The following is a 20437-nucleotide window of genomic DNA, read 5'->3' on the forward strand; positions in this document are numbered from 1 at the left end:
AGAGCAGACCGACAGCCATGGCTGAGGCTCAGAACATCCCGGTGGGCAGCACGACCGCCGGCCAGATCGCGGTGGCCGCCGAGTCGACCGTCGCCACGCGCATGAGCGCGCCCCCCTCCTTCGACGTGGCGGACTTCCCGGTCCCGCACGGCCGCGAGGAGGAGTGGCGGTTCACCCCGCTGGAGCGCCTGCGCGGCCTGCACGACGGCACCGCCGTCGCCACCGGCGAGGGCGTGAAGGTCGCGGTCGAGGCCCCCGAGGGCGTCACCGTCGAGACCGTCGACCGCGGCGACGCCCGGATCGGCAAGGCCGGCACCCCGGTGGACCGCGTCGCCGCCCAGGCGTACTCGGCGTTCGAGAAGGCCGGCGTGGTCACCGTCCCCAAGGAGACGGTGCTCACCGAGCCGATCCGCATCGCCGTGCACGGCGAGGGCGGGGTCGCCTACGGCCACCAGGTCGTCGAGCTCGGAGCCTTCGCCGAGGCGGTCGTCGTCATCGACCACACCGGTGACGCCGTGCTCGCCGCCAACGTCGACTACATCCTGGGCGACGGCGCCAAGCTGACCGTCGTCTCCGTCCAGGACTGGGACGACAAGGCCGTCCACGTCGGCCAGCACAACGCGCTGATCGGCCGCGACGCCACCTTCAAGTCCTTCGTGGTCACCTTCGGCGGCGACCTCGTACGCCTGCACCCGCGCGTCGCCTACGCGGGCCCCGGCGGCGAGGCCGAACTGTTCGGCCTGTACTTCACCGACGCCGGCCAGCACCAGGAGCACCGCCTCCTGGTCGACCACAACACCCCGCACTGCAAGTCGAACGTCGCCTACAAGGGCGCGCTCCAGGGCGAGGGCGCCCACGCGGTGTGGATCGGCGACGTGCTCATCGAGGCCAAGGCCGAGGGCACGGACACGTACGAGATGAACCGCAACCTCGTGCTGACCGACGGCGCCCGCGTCGACTCGGTGCCGAACCTCGAGATCGAGACCGGCGAGATCGTCGGCGCCGGCCACGCCTCCGCCACCGGCCGCTTCGACGACGAGCAGCTCTTCTACCTGATGGCCCGCGGCATCCCCGCCGACGAGGCCCGTCGCCTGGTGGTCCGCGGCTTCTTCGCCGAGCTGGTCCAGCAGATCGGCGTCGACGACATCCAGGCGCGACTGCTGGAGAAGATCGACGAGGAGCTGGAGGCGTCGGTCTGATGTCAGCGTTCGTACGCGCCTGTGGGCTGAGCGAGCTGGAGGAGGACACCCCGAAGCGGGTGGAACTCGACGGCACGCCGGTCTCGGTCGTGAAGACCGAGGGCGAGGTGTTCGCGATCCACGACATCTGCTCGCACGCGAACGTCTCCCTCTCCGAGGGCGAGGTGGAGGACTGCCAGATCGAGTGCTGGCTGCACGGCTCCAGCTTCGACCTCCGCACCGGCAAGCCGTCCGGCCTTCCCGCGACGCGCCCCGTCCCCGTATACCCCGTAAAGATCGAAGGGGACGACGTTCTCGTCTCCCTCAACCAGGAGTCCTGAGGCACCCATGGCAACGCTTGAAATCCGAGACCTGCGCGTCACCGTCGAGGCCGACAACGCCACGAAGGAGATCCTCAAGGGCGTCGACCTGACCGTGAAGCAGGGCGAGACGCACGCCATCATGGGCCCCAACGGCTCCGGCAAGTCGACCCTCGCCTACTCCCTCGCGGGCCACCCGAAGTACACGATCACCGGCGGCACCGTCACCCTCGACGGCGAGGACGTCCTGGAGATGTCCGTCGACGAGCGCGCCCGTGCCGGCCTGTTCCTGGCGATGCAGTACCCGGTCGAGGTCCCCGGCGTCTCGGTCTCCAACTTCCTGCGCACCTCCGCCACCGCGATCCGCGGCGAGGCCCCCAAGCTGCGCACCTGGGTGAAGGAGGTCAAGGAGGCCATGGAGCGCCTGCACATGGACCCCTCCTTCGCCGAGCGCAACGTCAACGAGGGCTTCTCCGGCGGTGAGAAGAAGCGCCACGAGATCCTCCAGCTCGAACTGCTCAAGCCGAAGATCGCGATCCTCGACGAGACGGACTCCGGCCTGGACGTCGACGCGCTCCGGGTCGTCTCCGAGGGCGTCAACCGCGTCCGCGAGTCCGGCGAGGTCGGCACCCTGCTGATCACGCACTACACGCGCATCCTGCGCTACATCAAGCCCGACTTCGTCCACGTCTTCTCCGGCGGTCGCATCGTCGAGTCCGGCGGCGCCGAGCTCGCCGACAAGCTGGAGAACGAGGGCTACGAGGTTTACACGAAGGGTGGCGTATCCGCGTGACACAGCTGCCGGGCCTCCTCGACACCGAGGCGATCCGCAAGGACTTCCCCATCCTGGACCGTCAGGTCCACGACGGGCGGAAGCTCGTGTACCTGGACAACGCGGCGACCTCGCAGAAGCCGCGCCAGGTGCTGGACGCCCTCTCCGAGTACTACGAGCGCTACAACGCCAACGTCCACCGCGGTGTGCATGTGCTCGCCGAGGAGGCCACGGCGCTGTACGAGGGCGCGCGCGACAAGGTCGCCGCGTTCATCAACGCGCCGAGCCGCGACGAGGTGATCTTCACCAAGAACGCCTCCGAGTCGCTCAACCTCGTGGCGAACATGCTGGGCTGGGCCGACGAGCCCTACCGGGTGGACCACGAGACCGAGATCGTCATCACGGAGATGGAGCACCACTCCAACATCGTGCCGTGGCAGCTGCTCGCGCAGCGCACGGGCGCGAAGCTGAAGTGGTTCGGCCTGACCGACGACGGCCGCCTCGACCTGTCCAACATCGACGAGATCATCACCGAGAAGACGAAGATCGTCTCCTTCGTGCTGGTGTCCAACATCCTGGGCACGGTCAACCCGGTCGAGACGATCATCCGGCGCGCGCAGGAGGTGGGTGCCCTCGTCTGCATCGACGCCTCGCAGGCCGCCCCGCACATGCCGGTGGACGTGCAGGCCCTGCAGGCCGACTTCGTGGCCTTCACCGGCCACAAGATGTGCGGCCCGACCGGCATCGGCGTCCTCTGGGGACGCCAGGAGCTGCTGGAGGACCTGCCTCCGTTCCTCGGCGGCGGCGAGATGATCGAGACGGTGTCGATGCACTCCTCGACCTACGCTCCCGCGCCGCACAAGTTCGAGGCGGGCACCCCGCCGATCGCCCAGGCCGTGGGCCTGGGCGCGGCGATCGACTACCTCGAAGCCATCGGCATGGACAAGATCCTCGCCCATGAGCACGCGCTGACCGAGTACGCCGTCAAGCGGCTGTCGGAGGTCCCGGACCTGCGGATCATCGGCCCGACCACGGCCGAGGACCGGGGCGCGGCGATCTCCTTCACGCTCGGCGACATCCACCCGCACGACGTGGGCCAGGTACTGGACGAGCAGGGCATCGCGGTCCGCGTGGGCCACCACTGCGCCCGCCCCGTCTGCCTCCGGTACGGAATTCCCGCGACCACGCGAGCGTCGTTCTATCTGTACTCCACGCCGGCCGAGATCGACGCACTGGTCGAGGGGCTGGAGCACGTACGGAACTTCTTCGGCTGATGGGACGAGCGATCGCATGAAGCTGGACTCGATGTACCAGGAAGTCATCCTGGACCACTACAAGCACCCGCACGGGCGTGGTCTCCGGGACGGCGACGCCGAGGTGCACCACGTGAACCCGACGTGCGGCGACGAGATCACCCTCCGCGTCAAGTACGACGGCAAGCGGATCGAGGACGTCTCGTACGAGGGCCAGGGCTGCTCGATCAGCCAGGCCTCGGCCTCGGTGCTGAACGAACTGCTGGTCGGCAAGGACCTGACGGACGCGCAGAAGATCCAGGAGACCTTCCTGGAGCTGATGCAGTCCAAGGGCCGGATCGAGCCGGACGACGCGATGGAGGAGGTGCTGGAGGACGCGGTCGCGTTCGCCGGCGTCTCCAAGTACCCGGCCCGGGTCAAGTGCGCCCTCCTCAGCTGGATGGCGTGGAAGGACGCGACGGCCCAGGCGCTGGGCGCCGACGCCGACGCCGAAAGGAAGACGGCATGAGCGAGACCGTTGAGATGAAGCCGGCCTCGGAGGAGGAGATCCGCGAGGCGCTGTACGACGTCGTCGACCCCGAGTTGGGCATCGACGTCGTCAACCTCGGCCTGATCTACGGCATCCACATCGACGACGCGAACATCGCGACGATCGACATGACCCTGACGTCCGCGGCCTGCCCGCTGACGGACGTCATCGAGGACCAGGCCAAGTCCGCCACGGACGGCCTCGTCAACGAGCTGCGCATCAACTGGGTCTGGATGCCGCCGTGGGGCCCGGACAAGATCACGGACGACGGGCGGGAGCAGTTGCGGGCGCTCGGGTTCAACGTCTGAGACCCCCCAGACAAGAAGCGGCGGCACCTTGAAGGGTGTCGCCGCTTCCTGCTGTCAGGCCACCCCGCCCACCAGCCGGAACGCGGAATCCGCCAGGTAGAGCGAGCTGTTCTGGAACGGGTCGAGCCTCAGCTGGAAGTTCTGGTGGCGCAGGAAGCGGCCCGGGTAGTTCACCGACTCCAGCATGACCGCGCCCGAGTAGGCGGAGGCGCGGGGACAGAAGGTCGCGTCCTGCCGGAACAGGGCCGAGCCGTCGTTCGGCTCGTCGCGCAGCAGGAAGTTGCGGTGGCGCAGGTAGGTGCCGTCGTGCGTGGCGAACGAGTAACAGGAGCCGTCGGCCAGGCCCTTGACCACTTTGAACGTGGAGTCCTGGCGAGACTCGGAGCCGCCGAGGGGGTCGAGCTTCACGTAACCGCCGCTCACATGCCAGTAGCGGTCGGGGTAGTTGACCGATTCGACGGACCGCCAGGTGGCCGACGGCTTCGGCTTGGAGGATGAACTCGCATGCGAGCCGGGTGACTTGGAGGGCTTGGCGCTGTGGGCCGCGGACGGCGAGCCGTTCTCCTGGGGCTCGGCGGAGGTGCTGGGATGCGTCGACGACATGCCGCTCTTGCCGCTCGGCGGTGCCGTCGCGTTCTTGACGGAGGGCGAGGCGAACGAGATCAGGCCGGGGACGGTCTGGGCGGACGACGGGTCCTGCGACGCCTTCGTGTCACGGTCGGCGCCCGTGTCCATCACGGCCATCGCCATCACACAGGTGATGACGGTGGCTATGGCGAGTCCGCCGGCCAGCCACAGTCTTCGGGTGCCCGGTGCGCGGGACGTGTCGGGGGCCCAGCCGTTCTCCCAGGGTTCGCGAGAGGGCTCGGGCGTGGTTTCTGGCATGCGCTGTTCCTCCAGCGGCGCCCATGGCGGCGGCCGGGGGTGTGAGGGTGGGGTGATTGAGCGGTGAAACACTAGTGGAGCCAGGGCGAGTTGGGGGAGATGTTTCGGCAAGCGATTTCCGCGAATATCCAACGTCCCTGCGAAAACCTGCTTACGGGATAGTGAAGCGCCCCCCGCCGCGCACGAGACTTCACACGCCCTCCTCGGTGCCTTCCCATCGCCGCCTCGACTTCCCGCCTCGACTCCCTCCTGTGTACGCGCGTACGCATTGTTGTGTACGCTCGTACACATGGGATACCTCTTGCTCGGCGTCGCCATTGCCGCCGAGGTCGGCGCCACGACCGCCATGAAGTTCAGCGAGGGCTTCAGCCGGCTGGTGCCGTCGCTGGTGACCGTCGTCGGATACGTCGTCTCCTTCGTCCTGCTCGCGCAGACCCTGAAGACCCTCTCCGTCGGCACCGCCTATGCCATCTGGGCGGGCGTCGGCACCGCCGCCATCGCCGTCATCGGCCTGCTCTTCTTCGGTGAGGGGATGACGGTGACCAAGGCCGCCGGGATGGCCCTGATCATCGTCGGAGTGGTGGTGCTCAACCTGGGGGGCGCGCACTGATGCCCCGCCGCTACGACCCCGACCGGCGCCAGCGGATCATCGACGCCGCGATCCGGGTGGTCGGGGACAAGGGGCTCGCCGGGCTGACCCATCGCACGGTCGCCGCCGAGGCCGACGTGCCGCTCGGCTCGACGACGTACCACTTCAAGACCCTCGACGAGCTGATGGTCGCCGCTCTGCGCCAGGCCGACGAGGGCTTCAGCAAGGCGGTCGCCGCCCGCGGCGGTCTGACGGACCCGGGCGGCGACCTGGCCGCCGAACTCGCGGGCCTGCTCGGCGACTGGCTCGCCGGCGACCCCACCGGCATCGAGCTGGAGTACGAGCTCTACCTCGCCGCCCTGCGCCGCCCCGCCCTGCGTCCCGTCGTCGCCGAGCAGATGACGGCCCTCGCCGACCGCCTCGCCCGCCGCACGGACACCGTCACGGCCCGGGCGCTGGTCGCCCTCATGGACGGCATATGCCTGCAGGTGCTGCTGGCCGGGACGCCGTACGACGAGGAATACGCGCGCGAGGTGCTGGCGCGGATGATTCCCTGACCCGCGGGCCTTCTTCCGGAAACCGTGAACTCCGCGCCGCCCAGCGGGGAACAGGGGGTGACACGCACGCACCGACGAACCCAGGGGGAGCCTCGTGAGCGGACCACCGCCGTCCACGGCACGGACGGAGGACGACGCCGAGGTCGTCGCGCAGTCGCTGGAGCAGCCCGAACTCTTCGCCCGCCTCTACGACCGCTACGCGCCCGACATCCACCGGTACGCCGCCCGGCGCCTGGGCGACGGCGCCGCCGACGACATCACCTCGGACACCTTTCTCATCGCCTTCCGCATCCGCTCCCGCTACGACCGGACGCGCCCCAACGCCCGCCCCTGGCTCTACGGCATCGCGGGCAACCTCATCGGCAAGCAGCGCCGCTCCGAGGTGCGGGCACTCAAGGCGCTGGCCCGCACCGGGCACGACCCGGTCACCGAGTCCTGGGGCGCCTCCTGGGTCGAGGACACCGACAGCCGGATCGCCGCACAAGGGCCTCTGGCCGGCGCGCTCGCCGCGCTGTCCGCCGGTGACCGGCACGTCCTGCTGCTCGTGGCCTGGGCCGAACTCACCTACCAGGAGGTCGCCGAGGCCCTGGACATCCCGGTCGGCACGGTCCGCTCCCGGCTCAACCGGGCGCGGCGCAAGGTCCGTACGGCGCTGGGCGCCGATCCCGCGTTCGTGAGCGACACGGCGGAGGTGGCGTGACGATGGACGAGCTGACGAAGGTGCGTGAGCTGCGCGCCGACGCGCCGGTGCCCGACCGGGCGCGACTCGCGCCGGGGCGCGCGCGGCTGATCGAGGCGGCGCGGGCGGGGGAGCGGCGCCGGGAACTGTGGCGACGGCGGGAGTTCGTGATCGTCGGGGTGGTGGCCGCGGTGACCGCCGTCGCCGTCACGGTCTCCCTGCTGGTGGGCGGCGGTGCGGGGCACCGGGTTCAGCCCGCGTCCTCGCCGTCGGCCACGCCGGGCCCGCGGCTGAAGGGGGTGAGCGCGGCCGAGTTCCTCAGGCGGGCCGCCGACGTGCTCGCGGCGGAGCCGGACGGCGCCGTACCCGGGGCCAAGCAGTGGGTCTACACCAAGGACGCGCGGGAGCCGCTGGACGAGAAGCGTGCGAAGGCCGGGGGCATGCTGGGGCCCGTACAGGAGTCCTGGCTGCGCTACGACGGCACCGCGACGGCGGGCCCGCGGTGGGACGCCAAGGGAGAGGACACCGGGAAGCTCACCATCACCCCGATGCACCTGGAGAACGGCGCGGAGGGCGACGACCGCTCGCCGCGGGAGATGTACCGGGTGCTGGCAGCCCTGCCCGCCGACGCTGAGGGGACGCTGGAGTACCTGCGCGAGAAGAACGCCATCGCCGACAACAAGGGCGAATCACAGGCCAAGGCGGACTACAACGAGATCAGCGTCCTTCTGAACGCCAAGGTGATGCCGGCCAAGGGGCTCGCCTCGCTCTACCGGGCCCTGGCCACCCTGCCCGGCGGTGAACTGACCGACCATCTGGTCGACACGGCGGCCGGACGCCGGGCCGTCGCACTGGACTACGGCCGGACCGGCGACGCCAAGATCGGCAAGGTCATGCGGGACCAGTGGCTCATCGACCCGCGGACCTACCGGATCGTGGGCATGCGGATGGTCTCCGGCGACCAGGTCCTCGGCGGCAGTTCGCTCGTCGCCACGGCCGTGGTGGACGAGGCCGGCGACCGGAGCTGACGCCACCGGCCCGGGCGGCCCGCACCACGAGGGGAGTGCGGGCCGCCCGGGCCGTTCACGCCCCGCCGCCGCGCACCGCCTCTAGCGCGGCCGCCACGCTCCCCGCGATGTCCGTCACCGGATACTGCACGTCGCGTACCACGCGCTCGCGGTCCACGACCAGCGTGAGCCGCTTCAGCCGGCCCGCCCCCGCCGCACGGAACGTCGGCAGCCGCAGCGCCGCGACCAGCGACAGCTCGGCGTCCGACAGCAGCGGGAACCGCAACCCCTCCTTCTCGGCGAACGCCCGCTGTTCGTCCGGGCGTTGGGTGGAGACCCCGTGCACGGCGGCACCGGCCGCGGTGAACTCCTCCAGCCGGTCGCGGTAGGTGCACGACTCCAGGGTGCAGCCCGCCGTGCCCGGGATGTCCGTCCAGCCCGGCGGATAGGAGTCGGCGCGGGCGTAGGCGCCGGGGAAGCAGTAGAGCACGGTGTACGGGCTGTCGGCGGCGACGGGATCGCGCAACTCGCCCCTGTCGTCGAGGAGTCGGAGCTCGGGCACCCGCGTGCCCACCAGCTCGTGCACCCGCCGCGCCTCCGCCGAGGCCTCCTCGGCCGTGGCCGTCGTACTGCCGTCGCCCAGGACCCAGGTGTCGCCCCAGTCCTGGAGTGCGACCAGGACGGGGAGCAGGGCGCGTCCGCGCGGGGTGAGGCGGTACTCGTAGCGCGGCGGGCGCTCCTGGTAGGGCACGCGGGTCAGTACGTCCGCCTCGACGAGGAGGCGCAGCCGCTCGGTCAACACCTTGCGGGACACGCCGAGTTCGGCCTGCAGCGCGTCGAAGCGGTGCACTCCGCGGGCCGTGTCCCGCACGATCAGCAGGGTCCACCAGTCGCCGACGACGTCCAGGGCCTGGGCGATGGCGCAGGTGGCGTCCTCGAGGCTCGTCCTGCGGGCCATGGTGTGCCGTCCCTTCGTGCACAGGTCGTCGTTGACCCGAGGCTGTCATGCGTCCATAGTAAGTTCCCAAAAGGAACTCACTGGGGTGTCGGTCGATGACGGGGGAACGGGTGCGAGGTCTGCGAGAAGTGCCGAGGCCGGTCTGGCTGCTGGCCTGCGGGACGTTCGTGAACATGGTCGTGAGCGTGAGCTTCGCCTTCACGTTCCTGTACCTGACCGGGCCGCGCGGGCTGGACGCGGGCGCGGCGGGAGTGCTGAGCGGCATCGCGGGGACCGGGCTCGTCGCGGGCAACTTCACGGGCGGCTGGTACGGCGACCGGTTCGGCCATCGCCGGGTCCTGCTCGCGGCGGCCGCGGCCTCCGGACTGCTGCTGGCCGCCGTGCCACTGCTGCCCACGGCCGCGCTGTTCGCCGCGCTGCCGACGGCCCAGTACGTGTCCGGGGTCCAGCGGGCCGCGGCGTCCGCCCTGGTCGCGGCCGTCGTGCCGGAGGGGGCGCGGCGACCGGCGTTCGCGGTGATGCGGGCCGCGTCCAACGGGGGGTTCGCGCTGGGCCCGCTGCTCGGGGCCCTGGTCGCGACCCGGTACTCCTACGACTGGCTGTACCTGGCCGAGGGGCTCGGCAGCCTGGCACTGGCTCTCTGGACGGCCCGGGTGGTGCCGCCGTCGGCCGTGCCGGGCGGCCGGCCGCGCGCCCACGCCGAGCGGCGGGGCGGGGTGTGGGCGGCGCTCCGGGCACGGCCGGCGGTGCTGGTGCTGCTGCCGGCGATCGTCGTGATCGACGTCGTCTACCGGCAGCAGTACTCCACCTTCCCCGTCTTCCTGGCCGACCACGGCATGGACGCGCGTGTGTACGGGGCGCTGCTCGCCGTCAACGGGGGCCTGCTCCTGTGCCTGGAGCTGCCGGTGGCGCTGACGCTGCGGCGGAGGTCGCCGCTGCGGATCGTGGGGACCGGCCTGCTGCTGGTCGCCGCGGGGTACGCGGTGCTGCTGCTGGGCGCGGGCGTCGGCACGGCGGTGGTGATGATGGCGGCGCTGACCCTCGGGGAGGCGCTGTACAAGACGACCGCCACGGCGTACGTCGCCGACCAGGCGCCGGAGCATGTGCTCGGGCGGTTCCAGTCGCTGTACGCGGGGGCGTCGATCAGCGGGGTGGTGCTGGCGGCACCGCTGGGCGGGGCGGTGTACCAGGCGGCACCGGGGGTGTTGTGGCCGCTGTGCGCCGGCCTGGGCGCGCTGGCCGGCTGCGCGGTCCTGCTGGCCGCCGGCCCACGAGCTGCCCGCACCTCGCCCACCGACACACCCCCGGAACCCCGGACGGCCGGTCCGGCGAGGGTGAGCACCTCCTGAAGGGGCGGGTACGTCCGGGCGGTGGCGTGGGGCGTTCGGCACCTGAGATGTCCGGGGTGCTGGTTGGCCTGGGTGCCCTTCGGGCGGTTAGGTTGCCCTCATGACCGACACGACTGCTCCTCGTACGACCGGCGCCGCGGCCGCCGGGCTTGCCACGATCGCCGCCGACGGCACCGTCCTCGACACCTGGTTCCCCGCGCCCGAGCTCACCGCCGAGCCCGGCCCGTCCGGGACCGAGCGGCTGACCGCGCAGCAGGCCGCGGAACTGCTGGGCGAGGGTGCGGCGAAGGCGATCGGCCCGGACGCCCGGCGTGGCGTCGAGGTCGTCGCGGTCCGTACGGTCATCTCCTCGCTGGACGAGAAGCCGATCGACGCGCACGACGTCTACCTGCGCCTCCACCTCCTGTCGCACCGGCTCGTCAGGCCGCACGGCCAGAGCCTGGACGGCATCTTCGGCTTCCTCGCCAACGTCGCCTGGACCTCCCTCGGCCCCGTCGCCGTCGACGACGTGGAGAAGGTGCGGCTCAACGCCCGTGCCGAGGGCCTGCACCTGCAGGTGACCTCGATCGACAAGTTCCCGCGCATGACCGACTACGTGGCCCCCAAGGGCGTCCGGATCGCCGACGCCGACCGCGTCCGCCTCGGCGCCCACCTCGCCGAGGGCACCACCGTCATGCACGAGGGCTTCGTCAACTTCAACGCCGGCACCCTCGGCACCTCCATGGTCGAGGGCCGTATCTCCGCGGGCGTCGTCATCGGCGACGGCTCCGACATCGGCGGCGGCGCCTCCACCATGGGCACCCTCTCCGGCGGCGGCAACGTGATCATCTCCATCGGCGAGCGCTGCCTCATCGGCGCCGAGGCCGGCGTCGGCATCGCGCTCGGCGACGAGTGCGTGGTCGAGGCGGGGCTCTACATCACCGCCGGCACCCGCGTCACCATGCCCGACGGCCAGATCGTCAAGGCGCGTGAACTCTCCGGCGCCTCCAACATCCTCTTCCGCCGCAACTCGGTCACCGGCACGGTCGAGGCCCGCCCGAACAACGCGGTCTGGGGCGGCCTGAACGAGATCCTGCACAGCCACAACTGACCGTCGGCGACCGCGCACCGCGGTCGTCCCGGTGGACAACGCCCTTCCGCGGCCGAGGACGGCCCGGGAGGGCGTTCGTGCGAGAGGCACCCACGCGTGGGATGACAACGCCGCGGCGCTGTTCCCGTCAGGGCCGCAGCCCCGCCGCGAACCCCGCCAGTGCCGTGAAGTCCTCCTCGCGCAGGCCGACGCGCGGGTCGACATGGTGCAGCAGCGCGGCGCCCGGGTGGGCGCGGCCCACGTACTCCTCGTCCGCCGGGCTCTGTTCGTCGTCCACCCAGGCGAACGGGCGCCCGGCGGCGTATGCCACGATCGCCTCCGTCTTCCAGTGCACCCCGTCGGGGCGCAGGGCGAACAGGCCCGCGCCGAAGTCGACGTACGGCAGCGGGGGGAGTCCGACGACGGGGGCGATCCAGCGGTTGGCCGCGTCCATCCACGTGGTGGCCCAGCACAGGTCGTAGTCGAGGGCGAGGAGGGCCTCGCCGTGCCCGGGGTTCAGCCACACGGGCAGTGCCCGGCCGGGCTGGAGGGCGACGACGATCGTCGTGTAGCCCTCGGGGCGCCCGTACGGCTGGGCCGCCCACGGGTTGAGGGGACCGTCGACGTCGAGGAAGAGCAGTGGACGGCGCACACGGACAACGTACGGCAGATCTCCGCGTGACCGGCGGAGAATCTTCCGGAGCGCAGGCATAGCGCCCGGCGGCCGCACGCGTCACAAGGGGCACAGGGGCGGACGACCGGTCCGCCCGGGGGAAGGCGAAGGTGACGATGGATGCCGAGGCGCAGGACAGCTTCCGGGAGTTCGTGGAACACCGGTCGTCCGCGCTGCTGAAGACGGCGGTGCTGCTGAGCGGCGGCGACCGGCACGCCGCCGAGGACCTGCTGCAGAACGCCCTGATCAAGGCGGCGGGGCGGTGGCGCCGGATCGAGGAACCGGAGGCGTACGTACGGCAGGTGCTCTACCGGCAGCAGATCAGCCGCTGGCGGCTGAAGTGGCGCAGACGGGAGCTGACGGTCGCCGAACCGCCGGACACCGGGGCCGGCCGGGACGGCGCCGCCGACGCCGACCTGCGGCTGCTGATGCGCGGTGCGCTCGCCCGTCTCACCGCCCGGCAGCGCACCGTACTGGTGCTGCGCTACTTCGAGGACCTGCCGGAGGCCGACGTGGCCCGGATCCTCGGCTGCACGGTGGGCACCGTACGGTCCACCACCCACCGCTCGCTCGCCCGGCTGCGCGCCCTCGCGCCGGAACTGGCCGCGCTCGGCCCGCCGGACGCCGCGGAAGTGCCGTCCCGTGACTACTCGCCCGTGGAGGTGCGTCCGTGAACGTCGAGGAACTGCTGCGCGACTCCCTGCGCGAACTGGCCGCCGAACAGCCGCCGCCCGGGGGCGGGTTCGCCGACCGGGTGCTGGCCGCCCGCCGGCGCCGCCGCGCCCGCAGGCTCGCCTCCGTCGCCGCGGCCACGGCCGCCGTGGTGGCGGTCGCGGTCGGGGTACCGCTGCTGGAGGCCGGCAAGAGCGATGTGCGTCCGTCGGGCGTCATGCAGAAGGACGGTGTCGTCGGTCACCCGGACCAGTCGCCGCCGCGCGAGCCGGTGGCGGCCGGGAACGCGGTACTGGCCGCCTACTACACGGTCCGCGACCGGCCCATAACAGAGCACACCGCCGTCCAGCAGCGCACCTACTGGCTGCTCGACCAGAAGACCGGGAAGTACGAGAAGGACGCACGGTGGTCGATCGTCGCCGTCGCCCCGGGCCTGAAGACCGCCGCCGTGCTGGAGCGGAACCTTCCCGCCCAGCGGATCGGTCTGCTCGACCTCGCCACGGGCAGGGTGGAACGGTGGATCCCCGTCCAGCACGGGGTCGGCGGGCTCGCGTTCTCGTACGACGGCCGCAGGCTCGTGGCCACGACGTACGACGCGAATCCCGATCTGCGCACCAAGATGAAGGTACGCACCGGTCAGAACAAGGTGGTGTGGGACTGGGAATCCGGGTTCGGTGACTCCAGCCGGTCCGGTTTCTACGACCTCGACGTGCTGTCCGGCCAGGGTGCCTGGACGCCGGTCGCGTTCGACCGCAACACCAACTCCCGTCAGGACTTCGCGTTCAGCCGCTCCGGCGACCTGATGTACGCGCAGGTCATCGGCGGCCGGGACGGCATGCAGCAGTTCTACGACCACCAGGGCGCCAAGGTCGCCGCCCCGGCGGACGAGAAGTACCTGCGCTCGGACGTCCCCGCCAGGCTGTCCCCGGACGGCCGGCTCGCTGCCCTCGGCCTGACCAGGGAGGTGCCGCCCGGGAAGTCGTACTCCTCGATCCGTGACCCCCGCACCGGCAAGGAGGTCACCAAGGTCCGCGGCGCCCATCTGCTCGCCTGGGCCGACGACCGGCGGCTCATCGCCTGGGAGCGGGTGACGACCCTGGACGAGCCGTACCGGGCCCGGCTGGTGCTGGTCACGCTGGGCAGCGACAAGGTCGTACCCCTGAGCGGAGCCCGCGACGAGCACTACGACCGGCAGGAGTGGGAGCCCGTCTTCGCCCGCCGCTGAGCGGCCGCCGGTTCAGCCTTCGGTCAGCTCCCGGTACGCCGTCAGCAGCCCGTCGACCGCCTCGCGGCCGGCGGCCCGCAGCGGGGCACGGACCGGGCCCGCGGGCAGGCCGAGTTCGCCCAGCAGGGCCTTGGCGGTGACCGCGCCGGGCAGGCCCGCCGACATCATCGCCTCGATGAGCGGCGTGGCGCGTTGCTGGAGGCGGGCGGACACGGGGGTGTCGCCCGCCTCGAACGCGTCCAGGACCGCGCGGAGCCGGTCGGGCACGACGTTGGCGACCGTGCTGATGTACCCGGCACCGCCCACCGCGTACAGCGCGAGGTTGTGCTCGTCGCAGCCCGCGTAATAGGCCAGGTCCGTGCGTGCGAGCACCTTCTGGGCGGCGAGGAAGTCGTAGGAGCAGTCCTTGACCGCCACGATCCGCGGGTGCTCGGCGAGCCGGAGCATCGTGTCCGGCTCGATACGGGTGCCGGTGCGGCCCGGGATGTCGTAGAGGACGACCGGCAGTCCCGAGGCGTCGGCGACCGTGCGGAAGTGCTCCTCCAGCGCGTCCTGCGGAGGCCTGCTGTAGTAGGGGCTGACCACCAGCACGCCGTCGGCGCCCGCCTTCTCGGCCGCCAGCGCGAGCTCCACGGTGTGCCGCGTGTCGAAGGTGCCGACGCCCGCCACGATCGACGCCCGGCCGCCCACCGCCTCCCGCACCGCCTCGACGAGCGCCGCCTTCTCGGCGTCCGTGGTGGTCGGCGACTCACCCGTGGTCCCGGAGAGCACCAGGCCGTCGCAGCCGAGGGAGACCAGACGGTCGGCGAGCCGCTGGGCCCCGCCGAGGTCGAGCGCGCCGCCGTCGGTGAACGGCGTGATCATCGCGCAGAGGGCACGGCCGAAGGGCGGTGCGGAGCGTGCGGTCGTCGTCATGGCAGCAGTCTTCGGCACAACGACAGTGAAGCTCCACTTAAATCTTCTACGAGATATGGATAAGGCTTCCTACGCTGTTCGGCTTTGGGCCCTATGTCCCTCGCGGCCGTCTTGAGTCACCATGGCAGAACGGTGACAGACCGCTGGTCATGGGAGGCGTCATGAAGCTCGGCAAGGCACTGGCGACCGGAGTCGCGGAGGAACGCCCGCAGATCCATGAGGAAGAGCCCGAACTGCCCGAGGAGATCACCGAGGAACTGAAGGCCCCCGAAGAGGTCCCGGCGGCCCGATGAGACTGCGGCTTCCGGAGGAACGCACTGCGGAGCCGCCGACCGGATACAAGATCGCCCACCCGGTGCTGTCCCACGACGGGCGCCGGGCCGGGTTCACCGGTGTGTCGCTGGGCGGTGCGCTGCCGTACGGGGTCCTGGCCGACGCGTCCTGCGTCTACGGGCTGCGGCACGGCGCACCGCACCGCCGCTGCGACTGCGGCTTCCACTGCGTGCACGACCGTACGACGGCCGAGGCGCTGCTGTGCACGGCCGAGCACCGGGACGCCGTCCTGCTCGAGGTGGTGGTCCTCGGCCGCTACATCCGCTTCGAGCGCGGCTTCCGCTACGCCCGCCAGCGGGTGCGCACCGCCACGGTCGGCCCCTGTGCCTGCGGCGCCGCCGCCGCAGCCCTGGCCGACGCGGGTCGGGGACGCCCTGGCTGGCGCGTCCTCGCCCCCTCCTGCGCGGGCTGCGTCCGGGCCCGTACGTCCGTCTCGCTCGCCGCGTTCGCCCGGCTGGCGGGGGAGGGCCTGCGGGTCGTCGCCGGGGCCGAGGGCGCCCCGCGTGCGGCCGGGACCGGTCCGCCCGCCGAACACCTCGGAGTGCCCGAACTGGTCGCGGAGGCGGCGCTGTTGCAGGCCCGGCTCGACTGGTTCCAGACCCAGCTGGCCAGGCTCGGCGAGCCCGGCGGCCGGGGAGGGCGGCAGGGGTAGCCGGAGACGGGACGGGTACCCGCAGTGTTCCGAACGTTTCGAACGACAGGAACACGAGAGGAGGCGACCGTGACCGGGACCACCACCCCCGGGCCGGTGCGCGACGAGCACCACTCCGTGGGCGAACTCGTCAACCAGGCCACCGAACAGCTCTCCCGGCTCCTACGTCAGGAACTGGCCCTCGCCAAGGAGGAGCTCGCCGCCAAGGGGCGGCGAGCCGGACGCGGCGGCGGACTGCTCGGGGCGGCGGGCGCGTTCGCCTACGCAGGTCTGCTCGCCACGGCCGGGACGGCGATCGCCGCTCTCTCGCTGGTGCTGTCCGTGTGGGCCGCGGCGCTCATCGTCACAGCGGTGCTGTTCGTGATCGCCGCCGTCCTCGGCGCGACGGGCCGCGCCCAGCTGCGCAAGGCCGCGCCTCCCACCCCGGAGGAGGTCCTCGGCAGCGTCAAGGCCGACGTCGAGGAGATCAAGGAAAGGGCACACCGATGACGAACAAGGCGGCCGGGGAGACGGGCGCCGAGGGAGCCGAGGAGCTGCGGCGGCAGATCGAGCAGACCCGCAGTGAACTCGGCGACACGGTCGAGGAGTTGGCAGGAAAGATGGACGTCAAGGGTCGCGCACAGGCCCGCGCGGCGGACCTCAGGGACAAGGCGGGCGCGATGACCGTGCAGCTGCGCAGCTCGGCGGCCCAAGCGGGTCACACCGTGCAGGAACGGGCCACGAAGGCGGGCCACAAGGTCCAGGACACGGCCACCAGGGCCGGTCACCAGGCCCACGAGCGGGCCCTGAAGGCCGGCCACACCGCCCAGGACAGGACGACACGGACCCGGCACACCCTGGAGGACAGGGCGGACCACGGCATGCCGTGGCCGGCCGGACCCGTCGTGAAGGCTGCGGTGCGCCACCCGCGGCCGACACTGCTCATCGGCGCGGCGGTGCTGGCGATCGCGGTGGTGTCGTGGAGGTACCCCAAGAAGTAACCGGCAGGGGAGTGCGACGTGCGACCACGGGTCGCGGAGACGCCGGGCGGGTGGTGAACCCGTCCGGCGTCCGGCTGTTCCGAGCACCTTCCGAGCACCTTCCGAGCTGCTTCCGGGTCTCCGGCTCTCGGGCGGCTTCTCCGGCCACCGCGGTCTCATGGCCGCACCGGCGGCTTCGCGGCGGTGAGCCACGGCCACACCAGGAAGCACGTCGTAGTACGGGAGCGGTCGCGGGCGTCACCGAACACTCGAACCGTCTGGACAAAAAAAGTTTTCGGTGGGACGGTGGACGCATGCTGGACGTCACCGTGATCGAGGACCCCGAGGCCGCCGCCGTCTCCCTGGACCCCATACGGGCCCGGCTGCTCGCCGAACTGGCCGCCGGGCCCGCGTCGGCGGCCATGCTCGCCGGCCAGGTCGGTCTGCCGCGGCAGAAGGTGAACTACCACCTCAAGGCGCTGGAGCGGCACGGCCTGGTCGAGCTGGCCGGCGAGCGCCGCAAGGGAAACGTCACCGAGCGGCTGATGCGGGCGACCGCGGCGTCGTACGTCATCTCACCGCTCGCCCTCGCCGCCGTGCAGCCGGACCCGGACCGCTTCCGCGACCAGCTCTCCGCCCGCTGGCTGCTGGCCCTCGGGGCCCGGCTGGTGCGCGACGTCGGGTCGTTGATCACCGGTGCGGCCAAAGCCCGCAAAGGGCTGGCCACCTACGCCCTGGACGGCGAGGTCCGCTTCGCCTCGGCCGCCGAACGGGCCGCGTTCATCGAGGAGTTGACGGCCGGTGTCACCGCCCTGATCCGCAGGTACGACGCCCCGGACGCCGAGGGCGGCCGTGACCACCGGATCGTCGTGGCCGTCCACCCCACGCTCAAGCAGACCGAGCCGCAACAGGCTCTGCCGTAGTCAGGAGACCGCCATGTCCAAAGAGTTCGAGATCGCCCGGGAGTTCGAGGTCGACGCCACTCCCGAGGAGGTGTGGGAGGCGGTCACCACCGGCACCGGAGGGTATCTGTGGCCGATGGACCCGCCGGAGCCCAAGGTCGGCGGCACGGGACCCTTCGGGTCCACGGTCACCGCCTGGGACCCGCCGCACCGGTACACCAACCGCGTCGCGGACGTCGAGGGCATCGCCGAGCAGACGATGAACCAGCTCGACTACACCATCGAACCCCGCGACGAGGGGCGCCGGGCCTGGGTGCGGTACGTGCACAGCGGCATCTTCGTCGACGACTGGGACAACCAGTACGACGGCGCCGCCAAGCACACCGACTTCTATCTGCACACCCTGCGCGAGTACCTGGTCCACTTCGCGCCCCGGCCGGCCGCGTTCGCCACCTTCGACGGGCCCGAGGCCTCCAAGGCCGCCGACGCCCTGGCCGTCGTGGGACGGGCGCTCGGCGTCGGCGAGGACGTCACGGCCGGCACCCGGGTGACGGTCCACGGGCCGGACGACTTCGACGCCGTGGTCGACTTCCGCAACCCGTACTTCATCGGGCTGCGCACCGACCGGGGCCTGACCCGCGTCTTCGGCCGCAACCACTGGGGCCACCCGGTCGGCATCTCGCTGCACGACTTCACCCCGGGCACCGACATCAAGGAGTGCGAGAGCGCCTGGCAGGGCTGGCTGAACGGCGTGTTCGACCAGCCCTGACCGGGCGGGGGAGTCACGGACGGAAGCGCAGCACCTGCGGGTCGTGGTCGCTGATCTGGTCGTGGAACTCCGAGTTGATGTGCACGGAGTCGTAGTCCAGGTCGCAGCCGCGCCGGATCGACGGGCTGACCAGGATCTGGTCCAGGACCTGCTGGTTGCCCTGGTAGTCGTAGGTGTAACGCTCGCTCTTCGGCAGCGACTTGATCGCCGACCACAGCTCGCCGTCACCCTCGAGGATCTGGGCGGTGCCGGAGAAGTCGAAGTCGTTCATGTCGCCGAGCGCGATGACGTCCGCGTTCTTCTGGACGTCGAGGATGCTCTTGACGAACGCGTTGACCAGCGTCGCCTGCGCGTGGCGCTGGGTCTCCGAGCTGCGCGTCGGGGGCTGGTACTGCGAGGCCAGACCCTGGTCGCCGCCCTTGGAGTTGAGGTGGTTGGCGATCACGAAGACCGTACGGCCGCGGAAGACGAACTCGCCGGCCAGCGGCTTGCGGCTGGACTTCCAGGCGTCGTTCGCCGGCTCGATCCGGCCGGGAGAGGCCGTCAGCTGAGCCTTGCCGTGCACCTTGGTGACGCCGACGGCCGTCGTGGAGTCGCCGCCCGCGCGATCCGTGAAGGACACCCGCTCCGGGTTGAACAGGAACACCTGGCGGATGTTGCCGCCGGGCTCGCCGCCGTCCTGGTCATTGACCGGGTCGATCGAGCGCCAGTCGTACTTCGGGCCGCCCGCCGCGACGATCGCGTCTATCAGCTTGTTCACGGTCGCGCTCGCGTCGACGACACCGTCGTCCGTCGCGCCGTCGTTGTCCTGGATCTCCTCCAGGGACACGATGTCGGGCGACTGCAGGTTGTTCACGATCGCGGCGGCGTGCGCGGCGAACGTGGCGTCGGACGGGTCGAGGTTCTCGACGTTGTACGTCGCCACCGCCAGCTCGCCCCGCGACTGCTTGCGGGTGGTCTCGCGCTGCAGCCCGCCGCTCTTCAGCGTGCCCAACTGGCTCGCGACCAGGGTGTAGCCGCCGAACTGGTTGTAGTCCATCGGGCCGGTGGTGGTGCCGGTCAGGGTGTCGCCGACGTTCGCCACCGGGAAGTCGGCGGTCGCGCCCAGCGACTGGATCTGCAGCCGGCCGGTGTTCTGGGAGTCGTAGGAGCCGTACAGCGCGCCGCCGCGGCGGGTGCGGTTCTCGTGCGGCTTCACCGTGACCCACAGCTCGCTGTACGGGTCGGTGGCGGTGACCACGCGGGCGTCGGCGACCTGGACGTTCATGCCCTCCAGGGACTCGTAGTAGTCCAGGGCGTACGTCGAGGGCTGCAGCGGCAGGCCGTTGATCGAGCCGTTCGCGGCGGCGTCCCCGGCCGGGGTGTACTCACCCGGCACCGACTTCGCGTCGATCACCGTGGGCGCCGGGACCGCGTTGCCGGTGGAGACGGTGGTGACCGTCGGCTTGGTGATCTCGGTGACCGACTGGTTGCCGGACGAGGTGCCGCCCGGGACGTACTCGGAGACCGTGCCGGAGACCGTCACCGAGTCGCCGACCGCGACCTTCGGGGTGGAGCTGGTGAAGACGAAGACGCCCTCGCTGGTGGCCGGGTCGCCGTCCGGGGTGGGGTCCTGGATCCAGAAGCCTCTGGAGGAGCCGTAGGTGCGCGTGGCCGTGACGATGCCGGGCACGTCCGCCACCTTCTGGCCTGCGTACGGGGATATTCGGGTCGTGCCCTGGACGTCGTGGATGCGCACGGAGTCGGCGTGCGCCGGCGAGGTCAGGGCGACGGCGGACGCCGCGGAGCACACGGCGGCGACGGTGAGCGCGGCGAGACGCGCGGAGGACTTGCTCGGCAACGGAATCCCTCCGGGGATGTTCGTGAGTGCCGGGACGAGGGTGG

25 protein-coding genes are annotated in these 20437 nt (G+C 71.4%); 20 read left to right on the forward strand and 5 right to left on the reverse strand.

What is annotated here, in order from left to right:
* Positions 1 to 17 precede the first annotated feature (17 nt).
* From sufD to ACIGDI_RS36520, 6 genes are read left to right on the forward strand one after another with little or no spacing between them, the layout of a single operon-like run.
* A complete protein-coding gene (gene sufD / locus ACIGDI_RS36495) occupies positions 18 to 1199 on the forward strand; it encodes a Fe-S cluster assembly protein SufD (RefSeq protein WP_399906058.1) in 1182 nt (393 codons plus the stop codon).
* Positions 1199 to 1519: a non-heme iron oxygenase ferredoxin subunit gene (locus ACIGDI_RS36500; RefSeq protein ID WP_058926031.1), complete on the forward strand. Its 321-nt coding sequence runs from the start codon at positions 1199 to 1201 to the stop codon at positions 1517 to 1519. Before sufD ends, ACIGDI_RS36500 begins: the two co-directional genes overlap by 1 nt.
* A gap of 7 nt (positions 1520 to 1526) precedes the next feature.
* Positions 1527 to 2291, forward strand: coding sequence for a Fe-S cluster assembly ATPase SufC (sufC, locus tag ACIGDI_RS36505; protein ID WP_200699160.1), 765 nt, complete (start codon positions 1527 to 1529; stop codon positions 2289 to 2291).
* The gene (locus ACIGDI_RS36510; RefSeq protein WP_399906062.1) at positions 2288 to 3544 is read left to right on the forward strand and encodes a cysteine desulfurase; all 1257 of its coding nucleotides are present in this window, start codon (positions 2288 to 2290) and stop codon (positions 3542 to 3544) included. The genes sufC and ACIGDI_RS36510 overlap by 4 nt, the downstream gene beginning before the upstream one ends.
* Before the next feature lie 16 nt (positions 3545 to 3560).
* A complete protein-coding gene (gene sufU / locus ACIGDI_RS36515) occupies positions 3561 to 4031 on the forward strand; it encodes a Fe-S cluster assembly sulfur transfer protein SufU (RefSeq protein WP_399906065.1) in 471 nt (156 codons plus the stop codon).
* On the forward strand, positions 4028 to 4360 hold the full coding sequence (locus ACIGDI_RS36520) for a metal-sulfur cluster assembly factor (protein WP_058926035.1): 333 nt from the start codon (positions 4028 to 4030) through the stop codon (positions 4358 to 4360). The genes sufU and ACIGDI_RS36520 overlap by 4 nt, the downstream gene beginning before the upstream one ends.
* Positions 4361 to 4414: 54 nt before the next feature.
* Here the strand turns inward: ACIGDI_RS36520 and ACIGDI_RS36525 are convergent, their stop codons facing one another.
* Positions 4415 to 5245: an AbfB domain-containing protein gene (locus tag ACIGDI_RS36525; protein ID WP_399906068.1), complete on the reverse strand. Its 831-nt coding sequence runs from the start codon at positions 5243 to 5245 to the stop codon at positions 4415 to 4417.
* 289 nt (positions 5246 to 5534) lie between these two features.
* Here ACIGDI_RS36525 and ACIGDI_RS36530 point away from each other — a divergent pair, with 289 nt between their 5' ends.
* The 4 genes from ACIGDI_RS36530 (at position 5535) to ACIGDI_RS36545 (ending at position 8098) form a co-directional block, all read left to right on the forward strand.
* Positions 5535 to 5855, forward strand: a complete 321-nt coding sequence (locus ACIGDI_RS36530) for a DMT family transporter (protein ID WP_399906071.1) — start codon at positions 5535 to 5537, stop codon at positions 5853 to 5855.
* The gene (locus ACIGDI_RS36535) at positions 5855 to 6391 is read left to right on the forward strand and encodes a TetR/AcrR family transcriptional regulator (RefSeq protein ID WP_399906073.1); all 537 of its coding nucleotides are present in this window, start codon (positions 5855 to 5857) and stop codon (positions 6389 to 6391) included. The genes ACIGDI_RS36530 and ACIGDI_RS36535 overlap by 1 nt, the downstream gene beginning before the upstream one ends.
* Positions 6392 to 6485: 94 nt before the next feature.
* Positions 6486 to 7091 (forward strand): RNA polymerase sigma factor, encoded by a 606-nt coding sequence (locus ACIGDI_RS36540; RefSeq protein WP_399906076.1) that lies wholly within the window; start codon positions 6486 to 6488, stop codon positions 7089 to 7091.
* 2 nt (positions 7092 to 7093) lie between these two features.
* On the forward strand, positions 7094 to 8098 hold the full coding sequence (locus ACIGDI_RS36545; protein WP_399906079.1) for a CU044_5270 family protein: 1005 nt from the start codon (positions 7094 to 7096) through the stop codon (positions 8096 to 8098).
* 55 nt (positions 8099 to 8153) lie between these two features.
* On the opposite strand, the gene ACIGDI_RS36550 is transcribed toward ACIGDI_RS36545, so the two are convergent.
* The gene (locus ACIGDI_RS36550) at positions 8154 to 9035 is read right to left on the reverse strand and encodes a winged helix-turn-helix transcriptional regulator (RefSeq protein ID WP_399906081.1); all 882 of its coding nucleotides are present in this window, start codon (positions 9033 to 9035) and stop codon (positions 8154 to 8156) included.
* 95 nt (positions 9036 to 9130) lie between these two features.
* On the opposite strand from ACIGDI_RS36550, the gene ACIGDI_RS36555 reads away from it, so the two are divergent.
* Together ACIGDI_RS36555 and dapD are read left to right on the forward strand one after the other, a co-directional pair.
* The gene (locus tag ACIGDI_RS36555) at positions 9131 to 10384 is read left to right on the forward strand and encodes an MFS transporter (RefSeq protein WP_399906084.1); all 1254 of its coding nucleotides are present in this window, start codon (positions 9131 to 9133) and stop codon (positions 10382 to 10384) included.
* Positions 10385 to 10484: 100 nt separating this feature from the next.
* On the forward strand, positions 10485 to 11474 hold the full coding sequence (gene dapD / locus ACIGDI_RS36560) for a 2,3,4,5-tetrahydropyridine-2,6-dicarboxylate N-succinyltransferase (RefSeq protein WP_272175540.1): 990 nt from the start codon (positions 10485 to 10487) through the stop codon (positions 11472 to 11474).
* Positions 11475 to 11601: 127 nt separating this feature from the next.
* On the opposite strand, the gene ACIGDI_RS36565 is transcribed toward dapD, so the two are convergent.
* Entirely contained in the window at positions 11602 to 12105 is a 504-nt protein-coding gene (locus tag ACIGDI_RS36565; protein ID WP_399906087.1) for a hypothetical protein, read from the reverse strand.
* Positions 12106 to 12242: 137 nt separating this feature from the next.
* Here ACIGDI_RS36565 and ACIGDI_RS36570 point away from each other — a divergent pair, with 137 nt between their 5' ends.
* Both ACIGDI_RS36570 and ACIGDI_RS36575 read left to right on the forward strand, forming a co-directional pair.
* The gene (locus ACIGDI_RS36570) at positions 12243 to 12800 is read left to right on the forward strand and encodes a SigE family RNA polymerase sigma factor (protein ID WP_399906422.1); all 558 of its coding nucleotides are present in this window, start codon (positions 12243 to 12245) and stop codon (positions 12798 to 12800) included.
* Positions 12797 to 14023 carry a WD40 repeat domain-containing protein gene (locus ACIGDI_RS36575; protein WP_399906089.1) on the forward strand — a complete coding sequence of 409 codons (1227 nt, stop codon included), beginning with the start codon at positions 12797 to 12799 and terminating at the stop codon, positions 14021 to 14023. Before ACIGDI_RS36570 ends, ACIGDI_RS36575 begins: the two co-directional genes overlap by 4 nt.
* 12 nt (positions 14024 to 14035) lie before the next feature.
* Here ACIGDI_RS36575 and dapA read toward each other — a convergent pair whose 3' ends face one another.
* Positions 14036 to 14938, reverse strand: a complete 903-nt coding sequence (gene dapA, locus ACIGDI_RS36580; protein WP_399906092.1) for a 4-hydroxy-tetrahydrodipicolinate synthase — start codon at positions 14936 to 14938, stop codon at positions 14036 to 14038.
* Between the two features lie 161 nt (positions 14939 to 15099).
* On the opposite strand from dapA, the gene ACIGDI_RS36585 reads away from it, so the two are divergent.
* From ACIGDI_RS36585 to ACIGDI_RS36610, 6 genes are all read left to right on the forward strand, one after another.
* Positions 15100 to 15231, forward strand: a complete 132-nt coding sequence (locus ACIGDI_RS36585; RefSeq protein WP_267955905.1) for a hypothetical protein — start codon at positions 15100 to 15102, stop codon at positions 15229 to 15231.
* Positions 15228 to 15923 (forward strand): hypothetical protein, encoded by a 696-nt coding sequence (locus tag ACIGDI_RS36590; RefSeq protein WP_399906095.1) that lies wholly within the window; start codon positions 15228 to 15230, stop codon positions 15921 to 15923. The genes ACIGDI_RS36585 and ACIGDI_RS36590 overlap by 4 nt, the downstream gene beginning before the upstream one ends.
* A 69-nt stretch (positions 15924 to 15992) precedes the next feature.
* Complete coding sequence (locus tag ACIGDI_RS36595; protein ID WP_399906098.1) at positions 15993 to 16412, forward strand: phage holin family protein; 420 nt, start codon at positions 15993 to 15995, stop codon at positions 16410 to 16412.
* Positions 16409 to 16903, forward strand: a complete 495-nt coding sequence (locus ACIGDI_RS36600) for a DUF3618 domain-containing protein (protein ID WP_399906101.1) — start codon at positions 16409 to 16411, stop codon at positions 16901 to 16903. The genes ACIGDI_RS36595 and ACIGDI_RS36600 overlap by 4 nt, the downstream gene beginning before the upstream one ends.
* Before the next feature lie 293 nt (positions 16904 to 17196).
* Positions 17197 to 17805, forward strand: coding sequence for a helix-turn-helix domain-containing protein (locus ACIGDI_RS36605; protein WP_200699176.1), 609 nt, complete (start codon positions 17197 to 17199; stop codon positions 17803 to 17805).
* A 13-nt stretch (positions 17806 to 17818) separates the two neighbouring features.
* Positions 17819 to 18553, forward strand: a complete 735-nt coding sequence (locus tag ACIGDI_RS36610) for an SRPBCC domain-containing protein (protein WP_351582378.1) — start codon at positions 17819 to 17821, stop codon at positions 18551 to 18553.
* A gap of 13 nt (positions 18554 to 18566) precedes the next feature.
* On the opposite strand, the gene ACIGDI_RS36615 is transcribed toward ACIGDI_RS36610, so the two are convergent.
* On the reverse strand, positions 18567 to 20393 hold the full coding sequence (locus ACIGDI_RS36615) for an endonuclease/exonuclease/phosphatase family protein (protein WP_399906105.1): 1827 nt from the start codon (positions 20391 to 20393) through the stop codon (positions 18567 to 18569).
* Between the last annotated feature and the right edge of the window lie 44 nt (positions 20394 to 20437).

This window comes from Streptomyces sp. NPDC085900 (assembly GCF_044540925.1).
Lineage (GTDB): Bacteria > Actinomycetota > Actinomycetes > Streptomycetales > Streptomycetaceae > Streptomyces > Streptomyces gilvifuscus.

Bases quoted from the DNA above. Each gene is read 5' to 3' on its own strand.
- ACIGDI_RS36525 (WP_399906068.1), bottom strand. From the start codon at position 5,245: ATGCCAGAAACCACGCCCGAGCCCTCTCGCGAACCCTGGGAGAACGGC.
- sufC (WP_200699160.1), top strand. From the start codon at position 1,527: ATGGCAACGCTTGAAATCCGAGACCTGCGCGTCACCGTCGAGGCCGAC.
- ACIGDI_RS36530 (WP_399906071.1), top strand. From the start codon at position 5,535: ATGGGATACCTCTTGCTCGGCGTCGCCATTGCCGCCGAGGTCGGCGCC.
- ACIGDI_RS36600 (WP_399906101.1), top strand. From the start codon at position 16,409: ATGACGAACAAGGCGGCCGGGGAGACGGGCGCCGAGGGAGCCGAGGAG.
- sufD (WP_399906058.1), top strand. From the start codon at position 18: ATGGCTGAGGCTCAGAACATCCCGGTGGGCAGCACGACCGCCGGCCAG.
- dapA (WP_399906092.1), bottom strand. From the start codon at position 14,938: ATGACGACGACCGCACGCTCCGCACCGCCCTTCGGCCGTGCCCTCTGC.
- dapD (WP_272175540.1), top strand. From the start codon at position 10,485: ATGACCGACACGACTGCTCCTCGTACGACCGGCGCCGCGGCCGCCGGG.
- ACIGDI_RS36610 (WP_351582378.1), top strand. From the start codon at position 17,819: ATGTCCAAAGAGTTCGAGATCGCCCGGGAGTTCGAGGTCGACGCCACT.
- ACIGDI_RS36520 (WP_058926035.1), top strand. From the start codon at position 4,028: ATGAGCGAGACCGTTGAGATGAAGCCGGCCTCGGAGGAGGAGATCCGC.
- ACIGDI_RS36605 (WP_200699176.1), top strand. From the start codon at position 17,197: ATGCTGGACGTCACCGTGATCGAGGACCCCGAGGCCGCCGCCGTCTCC.
- ACIGDI_RS36550 (WP_399906081.1), bottom strand. From the start codon at position 9,035: ATGGCCCGCAGGACGAGCCTCGAGGACGCCACCTGCGCCATCGCCCAG.
- ACIGDI_RS36585 (WP_267955905.1), top strand. From the start codon at position 15,100: ATGAAGCTCGGCAAGGCACTGGCGACCGGAGTCGCGGAGGAACGCCCG.
- ACIGDI_RS36545 (WP_399906079.1), top strand. From the start codon at position 7,094: ATGGACGAGCTGACGAAGGTGCGTGAGCTGCGCGCCGACGCGCCGGTG.
- ACIGDI_RS36555 (WP_399906084.1), top strand. From the start codon at position 9,131: ATGACGGGGGAACGGGTGCGAGGTCTGCGAGAAGTGCCGAGGCCGGTC.
- ACIGDI_RS36535 (WP_399906073.1), top strand. From the start codon at position 5,855: ATGCCCCGCCGCTACGACCCCGACCGGCGCCAGCGGATCATCGACGCC.
- sufU (WP_399906065.1), top strand. From the start codon at position 3,561: ATGAAGCTGGACTCGATGTACCAGGAAGTCATCCTGGACCACTACAAG.
- ACIGDI_RS36500 (WP_058926031.1), top strand. From the start codon at position 1,199: ATGTCAGCGTTCGTACGCGCCTGTGGGCTGAGCGAGCTGGAGGAGGAC.
- ACIGDI_RS36590 (WP_399906095.1), top strand. From the start codon at position 15,228: ATGAGACTGCGGCTTCCGGAGGAACGCACTGCGGAGCCGCCGACCGGA.
- ACIGDI_RS36570 (WP_399906422.1), top strand. From the start codon at position 12,243: ATGGATGCCGAGGCGCAGGACAGCTTCCGGGAGTTCGTGGAACACCGG.